Source organism: Paraburkholderia sp. GAS448 (genome assembly GCF_050435685.1).
In the GTDB taxonomy this organism is placed as follows: Bacteria; Pseudomonadota; Gammaproteobacteria; order Burkholderiales; family Burkholderiaceae; genus Paraburkholderia.
This window is the reverse complement of sequence record NZ_JBNDKT010000006.1, coordinates 79247-94586: the sequence shown is the minus strand read 5'-3', so window position 1 is coordinate 94586 and position 15340 is coordinate 79247. Positions and strand designations below refer to the sequence as shown.

The following is a 15340-nucleotide window of genomic DNA, read 5'->3' as shown; positions in this document are numbered from 1 at the left end:
CTTTGAGAAAGCTCGATTTTCCCGAGTCGCGCCACTTCGGCACCAATATCGGCAATTGCAAACCTGGAGAATTCAGCCTACAGCGCTTTTCGGGCTCGTTCCAGCGCCGGGTGCATTGCTTCCTGGATGTTGGCGCCAACCGGATATACCCAAAGCGACTCGGCTCTACTGTTGTTGACGGACCGTCAAAGCGTTGTCGACCGAGTTCACACCACTTACAGCCCGTGCGACCTCTCCCGCACGCTCGATTTCAGACTGCTCTCTGACCGAACCTGCGAGCGTGACGGATCCATTCTTCGCACGAACGGATATAGTCGGCGTATCGACAATCTTCGCCGCAATCAGGGCCGTTCGTACTTTCTTCGAAAGTGCGCGGTCAGCCGCCCTACTGGACTTCGTTGATTGAGGCGCAGGGGTAGAAGTCGTATCCGTCTGGGCATACGCACTCATTGACGCTGTCACGAGAAGGTAAAACGCCAAAACCGCAAGCCTACAATTCATCGGAAATTCTCCTGGTAGAGATCAGACGTTCAAAGCTGTATCGCTTCTCAAGTTCATGGCAACGCGACTGCGTGGTCTTCCGTTCTTCGACCTTAGAAAAAAACGACAGATGCAGCACACCAGGTGGATGCACGGACGCACGATGGGTCCGCTTAGCGATATGTCTAACTCGATTAGAACATGTGCATGATGCCCATATATACGCCTTGCTGACTGTGTCCTTGTTCAGGTGGCGAATCCTGCGTCTCTACCGGGAACGCGGCATTTGCGCCATTGAACATGGCACCAAACTCCGCGTAGATAAATGTGCGCTTCGAGAGGTTGTACTCGGCACCCACTGCACCGAGGTTGGCAGTTCCCCCTCCGTGGTTGACATTGGTATGGTACCAGGCCGCCTGAACCTGGAGAGCGGGGTTGACCTGATAAGACACGCCAACCCACTCCTGATTCGCTCGTGTTGCGCCAACGGTGTTGGTTGAATCGACGACAGTATCCGATCCTGAGGAAAACATCTGTTGATAACCCGTATAGAACTTCCACGCCTGTAGTTGATACGTGGCGCCAGCCATATACATTCTCGAGTTAGAGTACAGTCCTGAGAAATTCCCGTTCGCGTCGCGACGCTCATCATAGACCCCGTACCCAGTGAAACCGCCCAAAGAATATCTCGCACTTACACTGAACGTCCGAAACGCTTTGAAATTACCAGCGGTATTCCCGAAACCGTTTTGCACACGAAAATATAGACCGTGCATGTCCGGTGAATTGTATGTCAGAGCGTTAACAGCCTGACCCGTTCCGCGGTACCTCGAAAAATTCAGGATACCGATCTGCTGGGCGACAAATGGATCGAGATACCACTCGGTCTCATCAGACAACACCATCGCGCGACCAGCCCACAAACTTCCATATTTGTCGTTTGACACGCCGACATATGCATAACGATTCCACAAAGCATCCCCAATTATTTGACCTGTTCCCGCCAGGAACATGTTTTCCAGGTTGAAGACTATTTTCGTCCCACCACCAAGATCTTCTTTGCCGAGAAGACCCAGAAAGCTCGCCCCGTACTGATTGCTGGCGAACCGGAAAAGGTCTTTGCTGCCGTTCGGAGTCGCTACGTTGGTCACATAATCAAGACCACCAGCCACACGTCCATACAAAATCAGGGAGCTTTGGGCATGTGCCGCGCAAGCACCAAGCGAGGTCAAAATTGCGCAAACAAGCTGCTTTTTCATATGTATGCACCACGAAAACCGAGAGCACAGACCGCGCGTTCAAGTTCGGCTGCCGCCGCTCCAGGTTCACGCATCGGCAGATATGGAAATCCACCGGAACGTCCCGGATGCCGACGTACGCCTTCGCCCAGGCGATTGTTTGCCTCCTGGGTACGCCGCATTTTGGCATCGCCGCCTATGTCTCTACTGTTTGGGTAGCCCGCTCGGAGTAACGATTCAATTGGTCCCCGCGGAGGCTGGATTATCGCGCTGTCCTATGTCAGGAGACCTTGAGCGCGCCGCTGTCCATGTAGACGATCTCGCCAACGAGCAGACCGTCCCGGCACTCCAATGCGATCATGCATGGCGATTTCACCGACTTTCCGGAAATGTTGAGACTTTGCAGATCATCCCCGGCGGCTTCCACATCAAACTCTCCTTCGACGTAGATGCAATTGTCGACAATGGTCACGCGCGTAAAGGACTTGAGCGCCGGGCCCGGCCATTTCTCGAAACGGTCGAGATAGAATTCGCGGATGCCGGCAAAGCTGTGCACATCGACGCCAAGCGCCGGGATCCTTTGATAGGAACCATCTGGATGCACCGTCGCCATCGTTTCTTCAATGTCGCTCGACCATTCCGCGACCAGATGGCGTTCGAATACTTCCTTGTTTGTCCGGCTCATATCGGTATCGGCCACATAAACAGGGCCGTTTGTATAGCTTTCAATCGAAAAGGGTTTGCCTTCCCACGTCAAAGCCTTGATACGGGTTTGCACGGTTTCCATATTCTGTCTCCACTTTTTGGACGTTAAGCGACCGGTTTGTCACGATCCCTCAAGAGCATGCGCACCAGTCATTGCGCATAAGCTAGGCCCGTAGATGCTTGGTGTCCAACAGCGAATACAGATGATTTGATCGAATCTTGTGAACGCTCTTCGAGCCTTCAGCCTCGCACACCTTGACTGCATATGAGAATGGTTCATCGAAAGAGCCGCGTCTGCTCCCATGAAACCAGAGGATGTCTCGAGGCGGGGATACTCTGCGCGGCGTTGCAGGATAAATCTGTCGCGTGAGGGCATGTTGACGTTTGCGCGCAAGATCTGCATCCGGCGGTCTCCACGCCTCGCGCTGCGTCCTTCGAAAATTCATTCTCATTTTTAGATCACAACAAGAGTTCTGGTTCTCCGAACAAAACAAGAATCAACTAACCAGGTGAATGGCTTTGACAACGTTCTCAAAGCTAGATCGCGTCATCTGCATTTGCCGTTGGACACGACGTTGCAACGGGATAACCTATGTGGAGTGAAGACATGTCCGCCTGGTCGAGCTTTCCCGTTCAGAACGACATGACCTTAAAGGTGAAGGAGAGAGTCTACTTGGTACGATCTGTTTTCATTGGAAGGCGCGTGACATCTTCGTCATACCATCGCGGTTTCGTGGTTCCAGCTATTGCTTGAAACAGGCGGCCGTCATTTCCTACTTTGATGAGGCGGTACAACTGGCAACGGTCGTGTAGCGTAGAAGACGTAAATTTTCTGCCCAACGTGCGACTCGAGCTACTCCATGGCGCAGCCCCCTGTCCCCACATCGAAGGCGTGACGCCCCACGATCACACCAATTCTCGTAGCACGTTTGTTGGTCAGCGAAGTCGTTGCATCCCTCTGTGGGGCCGAGCCTGCACAGGGCTCAGTTCCTAAAGGGCTAGCTGGTCTATTCATCCTTGTTGAACAAACATAAGCAGCACAGCTGCAGATTGGAGGGTTTCATGTCGTCTCAGCGCCACATTGCAATCAATGCCTTCTACATGGCTTCGCCTACTCAATCATGGGCAGGAATGTGGCCGCACCCACGGTCGACCGGAGCAGACTACAACAAGCTCAGATTCTGGATCGATCTCGCGAAACAGGCAGAATCGGGCTTGATTGACTGCGTTTTCATCGCCGATGCGCTTGGCGTACCAGATACGTATGGCGGTTCTCCCGATGCCGCAATCCGAAGCGGCGCTCACTTTCCTGCTAACGATCCAATGTTGCTGATTCCGGCCATGGCCTCCGTCACCCGGTCTATCACATTCGGCGTTACCGGCAACACCACTTATGAACCGCCGTACCTGCTTGCCCGCCGCCTGTCGACGCTTGATCAACTCACGGAAGGTCGGCTGGCATGGAACATTGTTACTGGCGTGATGCCTTCAACAGCCAAAGCTATGGGGCTGGGTGAGATGGTTTCACACGACGCTCGCTACGATGTTGCTGACGAATATATGGATCTTGCGTACAAGCTATGGGAGGCTAGTTGGGAAGATGGCGCAGCGATTCGTGACCGCGCGCGCGGGATCTTTACCGATCCTGCCAAGGTTCACGCGATCCACCATCATTCCGAGCATTTCTCTTGCGACGGCATTCATCTCTGTGAACCCTCACCTCAACGCACGCCGTTGCTTTTTTCTGCCGGCGCATCAGCTCGTGGAATTGCCTTCGCCGGTCGACATGCGGAATGCAGCTTCATGTCCACCAACAGCATTGACTTCGCCAGGAAAACGACTCAGCGATATCGCCAAGCGGCAGTAGCGGCTGGACGCGCCCCGGACTCCATCAAAGTGTTCAATGCAACTACCGTAATCGTTGGTGCGACAGAAGACGAGGCGCGGGATCGGGTTCGAGAATATCAGAGCTACACCAGTGAGGAAGGAAATCTCGCCATATTCTCTACCTGGCTTGGCGTGGATCTGTCTCGTTACGATCCTGATGATCCCGTTGACGTGGTGGAAAACAACGCTGTCCAGTCCATCGCGGATTCCATGCGTGCTACCGGCGACATGGGCAAAGTTACGTTGCGTGATCTGGCGCGTTTCGCCAATGTCGGCGGGAGAGAGGCGTTCATCGTGGGCTCGCCAGACCAGGTCTGCGATACGCTCTTGAAATGGCGCGACGAGGCAGACGTTGATGGATTTAATCTCGTGCGCACCGTCGAGCCAGATAATCTTCGGAATTTCATAGATCTAGTGGTCCCGCGTCTTCAGGAGCGGGGCGCCTACAAGACCGCTTACAAGGAAGGCACAATGCGCGAGCAGCTATTTCCAGGTGCAGGTCCTCTGCTGCCAGCAGAGCACTATGGAGCGCGTTTCCGCCCCGCGGCTGGCAAGCGCTAGCAACAGCATGTGTCGTGGCAAGCATCCGATCACAAGTGCACGTTTTAACTTCAATTTCAGAGTTCGATCTCGTGCATCGAGGAAGTCATGCGGGGGCGCTGAATACGCAACGTGATAACGGAATCAGGAACGTGGCGTTGAGCGCGCTGGACTGCCCCCGTGGCATATAACCCTGCGGAAGGGTAGGCAGCACGCGTTCGAGGAAATGATGCCTTTTCATTGGAAAACCTGTGTCGTCACTAATCCAGGAGTAGCCCATTTCTTCAGCAGCGTGTGCGCCTAACCCAGGCATCATCCATTCCCGTGCCCGCTGCAAGACCGCCCGGTCAGACCATTCTGCCTTGACCACAAAGTGATGGAGTGACTGCTCCTTCGCGCTCGCGTGAAGCGGGTCAACCTGCGCAGCCATCGGCTCGACGCTCTTGCATGACAATGGTAATTCCTGGTCCGAACTTAGCCCTTGGGGGAGGCATGGCGATCGGCGCGCCCTAACGCCTGCGCCAGCTGGTTGAGATACGCGTCAAATTCGTGGACATCTTCTCTCATAGAGATCGCCCACGTACTCTGTATTGTTAAATGATTATATGTATCTCTTTGCTGCAGTACTTTGTGAGACAGCAACAATAGAAATTCAGAGATAAAATCGCTTGATCCTGGCGAGGATATCGTCGGATGATTTGGTCGGCGAATAGCCTGTTCTAGCTGCGGCGTGGAGCGATGAGTGCCACGGCGGATGTATGTCTCGCTGAGAATGGCAAAGCATCGTTCGACCGCGGATGGCCCTGTATCAACGGACCGGAAAAGATCAAGCTGTTGCCCAGAAGCTGGGTCGTGGAGCGCACCTTTGGCTGGATGGTTCACTGGCGTTGGCTTGTACGGGATGACGAGCAACGCACCGACGTTTCCGAAGCCATGATTCACATTGCGATGGGCAGTCCGCTGTTACGCAGAATTGCCCATCCCTGATTTCTCAAGCAGGCTCTTAGGGCTCTCGGCAGGCCAAATATGCGCTCGCGAGATCAGAGAGACGTGGTTGAATGACCGGTTACCATCATCCTACTCGAACGAAGGCGTCCTACCTGCAGCCCGTAAGACCCGGCACAACGCGGAGAGGTGTCCCGTGCGGGATGTCGGGACCTGCTTGAAAGTCTTTCCGGCCACTGCTGGATCGAGCAATGCGACTAGAGCGTGGACGAAGCCACAGTGGACGCGCGACGACTGACCAGACGGTCGACGCTGAGTATACCCGCCCCACAGGTTGAAAATGCCAAGAGACCGCCCGACATGGCGAGATTCTTTAGGAAGTTGAACATTTGATTCTGGTCAGCCAATGCATGGTGGAAGATGACTGCAGTCACGACGCAGTAAATCGCCAGCACCCAAGCTACGACACGAGTGCGGTAACCGAGAATCAGCAGCGTTGCGCATGCCAGTTCAAGTACCATAGAGCCGATATACCCCAACTGCGGTGCGGGCAGTCCCATCGCTGTGATGTACCCGATAGTAGAGCCCGGCGAAATAAGCTTTAACACACCGCTTATAACGAATATTGCTGCAATAAGGAGACGCCCGACGAATAGGTTCACGTCGTTGCTCGAGTAACTCAGTGTTTTCATTTCAATTCTCCACGAGGAATTCACCTTGCATAAACTAGTCCCGTCGACACATCGTGTCCAACGGCAAATACAGATGGCACGATCGAATCTTGTGAACGTCCTTCGGGTTTCACCTTGGCCGAAAAAATGAGAATGGCTCGTCGATAGAGACATGGCATGTTCTATTGCGCCGAAAGCAGTTCAGACAGACATCGTCTTTGTGGTCATTCATCGGGTGGATTTGAAATTCAACCATTAGTGCTGGCTCGTTTCATAGGCGGAGCGGTCATGGTAAGAGTGCCCGGGTTCAGTGTGTGCCGCCAGCATCGCGCAGGCGTTGCCCCGGACTCGGCGCCGCCTCTCCCGGCCACAATCTGCGTAAAAGGTGAGCGCCTCCAGGACTGCGCACTCACGCCATCAAGGTGTCTTCAACTGGACGTCGGAGAGCGTCACTTTGGCTGCTGTGCATACCTACCACTCGTCGGAATTGATTGATCGCGACATTGCTACTAGTTGCCTCCGCCCGCCACGCAATCAGCAGCTCGTAGCTTGGCATCGGATCGATCAGGTGTGCATATGACACGCCCGTGCAATAGTATTCTGTAACCCATTCCGGCGCTATTGTCACACCGAGCCCGGCATTGACCAAGGACATGAGTGTATGAACCTGCTCGGCCTCCTGTGTCACCCTGGGCATGAACCCCGCCGCCGAACAGGCCGCGACGATGATCTCCAACATTCTAGCCCGCATACGCGTCGGGAACAGGACGAAAGGTTCGCCCGCAAGTTCCCGCAACGCGATATCACTGCGACCGGCGAGGCGGTGTTGCAGAGGTAGTACAGCTACAAAAGATGTAGCAGCGAGGGGTTCGGTACAGATATCCCCATCCAATGGAGTAGGTGATGGGACGATGGCGACGTCGATACCGGTGGTATTCAGCGCTTCGACCTGAGACATGCGATCAAGTTGTCGCAACTGCAGGTCAATCGAGGGGGCCTGACTGCGAAACTCGCGTAAAATTTCGGGCAAACCGGCCCACAGCGCCACATCAGCGAAGCCGATCGTCAATCGGCCGACTGTGCCACGAGCGGATGCGCGTACGCGTTCCAGACCCTCGTCCGCCCGTTGAAGGATCGCATTGGCTTCCGGCAGGAAAATCTCGCCTGGAATGGTGAGGCCAACCTTCTGGCCAATTCGCGTAAACAACGTGAAGCCAAGCTCTTCCTCCAAAAGCTTGATTTGCCGGCTAACGGCCGACTGAACGACATTTACCTTATCAGCGGCACGACCAAAGTGCAGCTCTTCGGCAACAGCGACGAAATATCGAATCCTGCGCAGGTCCATGATTGCTTATGCTCCGTTTCAGTGTCTAGTCGCCCTTGGCAATGGGCGTTGTCGCATAAATCCGTCTGAGGCGGTGGCACGCTGACGCTTTAACACAACGTCTGGAGCCTTACGCCTTTTAATGGTTCGGTTTCCTCCATACATTGTTTGTTTTTTTGGACAAGATTCCTCTGTTTTGTCGCTTAAGGATAGAAGGCGAGATGGATCGATATACACAGAGTCCTACTTTTGTTGCTGGGTTACGCAATCGATCGGCGACGGGCGGATGGGTTCGGCGATCACACTTCATCCGCCCTCTCGAGATCACATGCATAAACTCAAAGCCAACCGAAACCATCCGGGCGCGGCAAAAGTTCTCGAATCCCAGCATGGGCCGCGTTCGTCGCTTGATCGCCCGATGATCCTGTCCGATTAGGTAGTAGTGGTTTTGGACTGGCGAATCTTCAAGGGACCTTGAGACGGCGAAACACTTTTTCCAATACTGGCAATAGCTTCGTGCCCCAGCGGGTACCGTCAAATTATCGAGCGCAATCAAAATGAAGCCGAGCTGATAGCGCAGACGCTTGAGCACTCTCGTCATGGCCGTATTCAGGTACATTTTCATCGATCAAAGCAGTCGCCTACATGTTGCCCAACGCAGCGGCCCGTCTTCGTGGCAAGGCCGACCGCCACCTGGTCCCGATCATCCATCCAGGTTCGCCGCGGCAAACGTATCTCGCGACAAACATGCATAGCCTCTGCGGCGCGACATTCAATCCAACATGTGCCCAAGCACCGTCTGCTTCGTTCTTAGATAGAAGGCGTTCTCGCAGTTTGGTACGGTAACGAGAGGTACCCGCTTCTCAATACTCAGGCCGAACTCTGAGATCCCTTTATACTTGGTTGGGTTGTTCGTCATTAGCCGCATCTGTGTCACACTCAGGTCTTGCAAGATCTGAGCGCCGACCGCATAGTCTCGCGCATCGACCTGAAGGCCTAGACGCACATTGGCTTGAACCGTGTCGACCCCTTCGTCCTGTAATGCGTAGGCTCTTAGTTTCTCGGTCAACCCGATGCCTCGCCCTTCATGCCCCTTGAGGTAGACAATGACACCACGCGCTTCTGCCGCGATTTGCTCCATTGCCAGGTCAAGTTGCGCGCGGCAATCGCAACGGATTGACCCGAAGACCTCACCGGTCAGACATTCGGAATGAACACGCACGAGAGGAGATGCACCGACCGACAGTTCGCCCATCACCAGTGCGGCATGCTCCTGCCCCGTAAGTATTTCCCGATATCCATAAACCGTAAAAACGCCATATCGGGTGGGCAGACGCGCGACCGACACACGTTCTACAATGCACTCGCGCTTACGACGATATGCGATCAGATCCTTGATCGTGATAATGGGCAGTGAGTGTGTGCGCGCGAACACCATCAATTGGGGCAACCTTGCCATGGTTCCATCGTCGTTTACGATTTCAGCCAGCAGGCCGCCCGGTGCCATTCCGGCGAGTCGAGTGAGGTCTACCCCTGCTTCCGTATGCCCCGCTCGTCGCAAGACGCCTCCGCGAGCTGACCGCAACGGGAAAATATGCCCTGGACGATTGAAATCACCGGCGACTGACTTTTCATCAACAAGCGCCCTGACGGTGATAGCCCGGTCTGCAGCCGATATTCCAGTCGTGGTGCCAACGCGATAGTCCGTGCTCACCGTGAATGCCGTACTCATGGAATCGCTATTTGTCGCCACCATCAACGGGAGTGACAGCTCGTCTAGTCGCTCCCCCGGAAGTGACACACAAATTACTCCGCTCGTGTAACGTACCATGAAGGCAAGGTCGGCCTCTGTTGCGACCTGCGCGGCCATAATGAGATCGCCTTCATTTTCACGGTTTTCGTCATCCACTACGACGATCATTTTGCCCGCCGCGATAGCCTCGAGTGCTGTCTCGATCGAATCTGTCTTCACTTTGCTCTCCTCGATTCCCAAGTATGTGGGCGCAAGAGCGCGCTCTCAATCAGGCAACTGCACTTTCGCCCGATTGTTGTCGCGCCTTCCCTCGTTCCCTGTAAGTGGGGTGTATGATGCATTCGTATAACTCGTACAGATCGTCTACGTCCGATCTCAACACCTACGCGTGCCGCACGCTGCCTCGACCTGCGGAGTGGATTACGATAGCTGTCGCACTCCCTGCAATCATTGCTGATTTTCGTGATCAGAGAGTTTCGAGGAAACAGGTTGCCCCCCGTCTTCGGTCAAAACCCCGAGATTTCCGAGGAATGGAGCCGCGAGCATTACTGCCTCAGCAAAGCGTCGTAGTGCCTGCAACGAACCATAGACGCTTCTGTATTCCTGCGTTCCAATTCGACCATCGAGCGTGACCTGCATCCCAGACGCTACCGCGAGTTCAATGATGTCCATCAGTCGTCTCCCCAACACATGAGTTCGTTGCGAGCCCACGGCAATCGATTGAGTCAGCGACACAGAGCCGGAGTGCCGGTTCATCTTGTCCAACACAATGAGCTCTGCCGCGCCGCAATTCCAACTAGTCAAGCGCGAACGCTGGCTTCTTGGTCTCGGGAGGCGACACGCTCCATGATCCATCGTCGTGGCGGAAAAAGAAGATCCTTAATACGCCACCAGTCCCGACCGATTCGAAGCACACACAGCGGGCTGCAGACGACTTTGAGCGCGACGATCGCGTAAGCCGACATGTGTTCCCGGACATCGATCCAAACCATTTGTCGATAAGCCACCGCAACGACTGTCCGCCCGCACTCATTTCCGCCTCCTGACACCCTTTTCTGGGATTACTGGCCCTCTTTTGCCGAATGGCGTTCCTCGAAGCCGACCGTAGGCGCTCACTTCGTGGCTCGCCATATCGACCAACACACGGATCCAGGCGCTACGCTAGAATTGGTCGATAAGTATCATCAGCGCGCAGCGCGGTTAATGCGACACCAACACTTTATTGATCACCGCGTATCGCGCCTTATTCGACCTGATGCTGCAACGTAGTCAATTTCTTCATCCGAGCAAACTCTACGACCTGTCTTCCAACGGTCTTTAGTGAATCGACTGTCTTTGCGTCGATGCATTCATCATTTACAAAAATGCTGCCTGAAGTATTGATCGCAGCACCGAACGGCGTAGGCCATCCGCGGAGCGCGTGAGTGATCGTCCGTAAAGTGACCAAAGTACTTCCTGTCGCCTGCCAGCCATAAGCTGTTGCAATCAAGCCAACCGGAACACCTTCCAAATACGGTCGATCGTCCTTAGCCGTCTCCTCAAGATAGTCGATTGCATTCTTCAGAATGCCGGAAATAGTTCCGTGATATCCAGGACTCGCAATGATCACTCCATCGGCCGCCCTTATGGCTTTCAGGAGTGAGACTGCACTCGGATTGTCAGCTGTGCTCGAGGTCAGGTAATGAGGCAACGACGCCAGCGTTTCATATCCGAACATCTGCACAACTGCTCCAGCACTCTTAGCGCTACCTATCGCGATTCTTAGCGATTTTTCAGTAGATGAACCCGGTGTAGATGTCCCGCCGAGACCGACTACGAAGGGATGAAAGATATCTTCAGACATCGTCGTAAATCTCCATAGACTACCGAGGATCCGCAAGTGAATAAGCCCCTCGGATCACTTGATTTTGCCTTGACTACCTGCAATCAATCGGGTTTTTCAAACTACCCGGCACTTCCTCCGCTCCCGTTTAATATATTAGGCATCCTTATTATCAGGCCATCGCCACGTCTCATTTTCCTTCCATCCCAGACAGATCATGTTCTGCGAATGGAGACTACGACCAGCATTCCCTTCCGACCTCACCAGTCACACGACCCTGATCTCCACTCCCCTGGCTACGGGCGTTACGATTTGACGATTGGGTCGAAACTTGTCTTATTGGCGACTGCACCCGGCGACACTATCTATCCGGTACTACACCTGGGTGAGCGGACCTTCCTGCCATCGGATCGCCCCAACGACCATTTTCACTAGCGTCTCAATCAACTCCGAATCGTCCACGTTGCGATTCAGCAAATCCAGGTCACCCTTTGCGACGACCCAGTTGTAGCAGGTGAATTCGACCATCGAACAAAGCACAGCACTTGCGACATCCGGGTCGACGCCGGGGCAATACCCGCAACGCTGTGCCAGTCGAATGCGAAGGCTGGCAATGCGGATGCCCTGTGTACGAATTTGCCGCCAGATCTCGGCGAAGGACTCGTTTACCATCGAAGCCTGAAAAACCGCTACCGCAACTGCACCATGTTCGCGATAGGCGCGCCAGAAGGCCCGTACAACCTGGCGCAAATTTTCAAAAGGTTCGGCGTCAACGCCGCCCGGCGGCCCAATTTTGTCTTGCAGTGCGATCCGGAATTCATCGGCGAGCGCCAGAAGCAGTTCCTCCTTGTTTCGAAAATACTTGTAAAACGAACCAGTCGCTCTGCCCGACTCTTCCGCGATATCACTGATCTTCGCGTTGACATAACCGTCTCGCGCCAACACGCGGCGGGCCGCAGCCTTGATTGCAGCTTCCGTCTTACTGCGTTTCGCGCCTTCGTGAGAACGACCTGCTTGCAAGCTTGTCATGTCTTAGATTTCCGCTATTTGACTTCCATACCAACACTATAGCAGCTCCTCGCTTAAAAGTGAATCTGAATTCACTTTCATTTTCGATGCAGATCGTATTGCTCGTCGATCTGCAAAGCGCATGATCCGGCCATGTCCAGGTCAGTGTCCGCACCCCTCGATATGATTCAAAACCCATCCACTCCTCGTTTACCCGAATAAATGTGCGGCGTGCGCCTGAAGCGCTCGTGCGCAGGCTTACGGATTCAATTACGTCTGGCGCGAGCTAAAGCCCGGTGACAAGCTGCCACGCAATGACGAATTCGATTGGCGTGCAGGCGCAGCCGATGCGGGATCGGGGGCTGAAGTGGTGTTTACCATGCCTCCCGCCGGGCGGCTGCTTGCCTCAGTGCGGCTTGGCGAGTTCGCTCGCGCCGCAGCTCGCTCCGGCGCAGTTGCTCTCCGTGAGGAGGCCGGTCAGCCTTCTCATGTCAGTCAAGGTCCGTCAGCAGGCTCCGCGTGTACGCACGCAACGTCTCGCCCTTCGTGATCTTCTCAGGCCAATCAGGGTTGGCGATGAGGGCACGACCTGCTGCGACAAGATCAAAATCCCCACGCTCAAGAGCGCTGTACTTCAACGCAAGATTGTCTTCAGGTTCACTGTCGCTCGGGAGAGAAAGCGCCTGCAAGAAGCCCGTCAGATAAGGCTCTGCGGGCTTGCCGGCGAAAATTTCGACTTATGCGTAAATCGTTGGTGAAAATTTCAACTTGTGGGGGCATTTTGTTTCAACTTATGGTGTGGCATGAACACATAAATTATTGATTTTATTTGACTTATTGTTTCATCTCTTGGGTTAACGCACACCGATAGCCGCAGGCACCGGGCCGCCGTCAGCGCAACGCTGCGCGACGGCGGCCCGCACCGCGTCAGGCGGCCTTTTGCAGCAACCCGTGCGGATCGATGACGAACTTGCGCGATGCGCCGCCGTCGAATTGCCGATAACCGTCGGCGGCCTGATCCAGCGAGATCACCGACACGTTAACGATCTCGGCGATCGGCAGGCGGTCCCACAGAATCGCCTGCATCAGGTTGCGGTTGTACTTCATCACAGGCGTCTGCCCCGTGTGGAACGAGTGCGACTTCGCCCAGCCAAGGCCGAAGCGGATGCTGAGACTGCCCTTACGCGCGGCGGCGTCGGTGGCACCCGGATCGTCCGTGACGTACAGGCCCGGAATGCCGATTGCGCCGGCCACCTTCGTGATATCCATCAGCGAGTTGAGCACCGTCGCGGGCGCTTCTTCCTGGCTGCCATGGCTGCCGTGGCCGTGCGCCTCGAAACCGACACAGTCGACCGCACAGTCCACTTCCGGCTCGCCGAGAATCTGCGCGATCTGCTCGCCAAGCGAAGCATCGCGTGACAGGTCGACGGTTTCGAAGCCCACCGCACGCGCATGCGCCAGACGGTCCGCATTCATGTCGCCGACGATCGTGCAGGCGGCGCCCAGAAGACGCGCCGATGCGGCCGCGGCCATCCCGACCGGTCCCGCGCCGGCGATATAGACCGTCGAGCCTGGCTTCACACCCGCCATTACTGCGCCGTGATAACCGGTTGGCAGGATATCGGACAGGCACGTGAGGTCGCGGATCTTCTCCATCGCGCGGTCGCGATCCGGGAATTTCAGCAGGTTGAAGTCGGCATACGGCACGAGGACGTATTCGGCCTGGCCGCCGATCCATCCGCCCATGTCGACATAGCCATACGCACCGCCCGCACGCGCCGGGTTCACATTCAGGCACACCCCCGTGTGCTGCTCCTTGCAGGTCTGGCAGCGCCCGCATGCCACGTTGAAGGGTACGGAAACGAGATCGCCGATTTTCAGCGTCTCGACGTCGCGGCCCACTTCGATCACCTCGCCGGTAATTTCATGACCGAGCACGAGGCCGACTTCGGCCGTGGTGCGGCCGCGCACCATATGCTGGTCGGAGCCGCAGATATTGGTCGACACAACCTTGAGGATCACGCCATGGCCGATGGCGCGGCCACGTGGATCGACCATCTTCGGATAGTCGATCCGCTGGACCTCGACCTTGCCCTGCCCCAGATACACGACACCGCGATTACCGCTCATTGTTTCGTCTCCATGTTCGTCTGATGACGTCTTTCGTCACGACATTCGGCGAATGCCGCTCGTTCGAGCGTAGCCCCTCATGCCCTGCGGCGATTGTGCAAAACCCGACACGCGCTTTCCCCAAACCGACAAAGCCCGCCGCAACGCAGTTTTTATTGATTGAACGTTCAATAAAAAATCGCTAAGCTGGCGACTTCTGATCAAACGGTGGGCGACTCGTCCCCTACGCCATGCCCAAGCTTGGAATGCGCGAAGTGCGTCGCGCGCAACTGATCGACGCCACCCTGCTTACCATCGATCAGGCGGGCCTTGCGGGCACGACGCTGGCATCGGTGGCGCAGCGCGCGAACATTTCGACGGGCATCGTCAGCCATTATTTCGGCGACAAGGACGGCCTGCTCGAAGCCACGATGCGCCATATCCTGCGGGATCTATGGACCGCTACGACGCGTCGCAGGATCGCCGCAAAGCCGCAGCCGCGCGCGCGGTTACGGGCCATCGTCGCGGCGAATTTCGATGTGACGCAGGTGAGCGGGCCGGTCATGAAGACGTGGCTCGCGTTCTGGACCCAGAGCATGCACGAGCCGGCGCTGCGCCGCCTGCAACGCGTCAATACGCGGCGGCTCTATTCGAACCTGTGCGCGGAATTCGCGAGGACCTTGCCGCGCGGTGCGGCGCGCAGGGCCGCAAGCGGCCTCGCCGCGATGATCGACGGACTCTGGCTGCGCGGTGCACTGTCCGGCGATCCGTTTGATACGCGCGCCGCATTGCGTCTCGCCAACGATTACATCGACATGCTGCTGGCGCAACCAGCCTAGAGCACGGCGCCCGCGTCAC

General features: G+C 55.7%; 13 protein-coding genes and 3 pseudogenes. 3 read left to right on the top strand and 13 right to left on the bottom strand.

The annotated features are described in order from the left end of the window. Window positions 1-165: 165 nt before the first annotated feature. The 4 genes from P3T23_RS13955 to P3T23_RS13940 form a co-directional block, all read right to left on the bottom strand. The gene (locus tag P3T23_RS13955; protein WP_429316985.1) at window positions 166-450 is read right to left on the bottom strand and encodes a BON domain-containing protein; all 285 of its coding nucleotides are present in this window, start codon (window positions 448-450) and stop codon (window positions 166-168) included. A gap of 224 nt (window positions 451-674) precedes the next feature. Further along, on the bottom strand, window positions 675-1739 hold the full coding sequence (locus tag P3T23_RS13950; protein ID WP_429316753.1) for a porin: 1065 nt from the start codon (window positions 1737-1739) through the stop codon (window positions 675-677). Continuing rightward, window positions 1736-1900, bottom strand: a complete 165-nt coding sequence (locus P3T23_RS13945; RefSeq protein WP_429316752.1) for an amidohydrolase family protein — start codon at window positions 1898-1900, stop codon at window positions 1736-1738. The genes P3T23_RS13950 and P3T23_RS13945 overlap by 4 nt, the downstream gene beginning before the upstream one ends. 98 nt (window positions 1901-1998) lie before the next feature. After that, window positions 1999-2505, bottom strand: coding sequence for a nuclear transport factor 2 family protein (locus tag P3T23_RS13940; RefSeq protein ID WP_429316751.1), 507 nt, complete (start codon window positions 2503-2505; stop codon window positions 1999-2001). Between the two features lie 980 nt (window positions 2506-3485). On the opposite strand from P3T23_RS13940, the gene P3T23_RS13935 reads away from it, so the two are divergent. Beyond that, entirely contained in the window at window positions 3486-4871 is a 1386-nt protein-coding gene (locus tag P3T23_RS13935; protein ID WP_429316750.1) for an LLM class flavin-dependent oxidoreductase, read from the top strand. 205 nt (window positions 4872-5076) lie between these two features. Here P3T23_RS13935 and P3T23_RS13930 read toward each other — a convergent pair. Continuing rightward, a pseudogene (locus P3T23_RS13930) lies at window positions 5077-5417 on the bottom strand (transposase); the annotation flags it as partial. A gap of 264 nt (window positions 5418-5681) precedes the next feature. Between P3T23_RS13930 and P3T23_RS13925 the strand changes: the two are divergent. Then, window positions 5682-5837 (top strand): annotated as a pseudogene (locus P3T23_RS13925) (IS5/IS1182 family transposase); the annotation flags it as partial. A gap of 215 nt (window positions 5838-6052) precedes the next feature. Here P3T23_RS13925 and P3T23_RS13920 read toward each other — a convergent pair. The 8 genes and pseudogenes from P3T23_RS13920 to fdhA all read right to left on the bottom strand — a co-directional run bounded on the left by P3T23_RS13920 (window position 6053) and on the right by fdhA (window position 14503). Beyond that, entirely contained in the window at window positions 6053-6487 is a 435-nt protein-coding gene (locus P3T23_RS13920; protein ID WP_429316749.1) for a DoxX family protein, read from the bottom strand. Between the two features lie 388 nt (window positions 6488-6875). Continuing rightward, on the bottom strand, window positions 6876-7811 hold the full coding sequence (locus P3T23_RS13915; RefSeq protein ID WP_429316748.1) for a LysR substrate-binding domain-containing protein: 936 nt from the start codon (window positions 7809-7811) through the stop codon (window positions 6876-6878). A 247-nt stretch (window positions 7812-8058) separates the two neighbouring features. Then, window positions 8059-8261: pseudogene (locus P3T23_RS13910) on the bottom strand (IS6 family transposase); the annotation flags it as partial. Window positions 8262-8562: 301 nt separating this feature from the next. Continuing rightward, window positions 8563-9762, bottom strand: a complete 1200-nt coding sequence (locus P3T23_RS13905; RefSeq protein ID WP_429316747.1) for a bifunctional 3,4-dihydroxy-2-butanone-4-phosphate synthase/GTP cyclohydrolase II — start codon at window positions 9760-9762, stop codon at window positions 8563-8565. 228 nt (window positions 9763-9990) lie between these two features. After that, on the bottom strand, window positions 9991-10215 hold the full coding sequence (locus tag P3T23_RS13900; protein ID WP_429316746.1) for a hypothetical protein: 225 nt from the start codon (window positions 10213-10215) through the stop codon (window positions 9991-9993). Between the two features lie 571 nt (window positions 10216-10786). Beyond that, on the bottom strand, window positions 10787-11386 hold the full coding sequence (locus tag P3T23_RS13895) for an NADPH-dependent FMN reductase (protein ID WP_429316745.1): 600 nt from the start codon (window positions 11384-11386) through the stop codon (window positions 10787-10789). Between the two features lie 354 nt (window positions 11387-11740). Then, window positions 11741-12394 (bottom strand): TetR/AcrR family transcriptional regulator, encoded by a 654-nt coding sequence (locus tag P3T23_RS13890; RefSeq protein WP_429316744.1) that lies wholly within the window; start codon window positions 12392-12394, stop codon window positions 11741-11743. Window positions 12395-13300: 906 nt separating this feature from the next. Then, window positions 13301-14503: a formaldehyde dehydrogenase, glutathione-independent gene (gene fdhA / locus P3T23_RS13885; RefSeq protein ID WP_429316743.1), complete on the bottom strand. Its 1203-nt coding sequence runs from the start codon at window positions 14501-14503 to the stop codon at window positions 13301-13303. 230 nt (window positions 14504-14733) lie between these two features. Here fdhA and betI point away from each other — a divergent pair, with 230 nt between their 5' ends. After that, window positions 14734-15321 (top strand): transcriptional regulator BetI, encoded by a 588-nt coding sequence (gene betI, locus P3T23_RS13880; protein ID WP_429316742.1) that lies wholly within the window; start codon window positions 14734-14736, stop codon window positions 15319-15321. The last annotated feature ends 19 nt before the right edge of the window (window positions 15322-15340 follow it).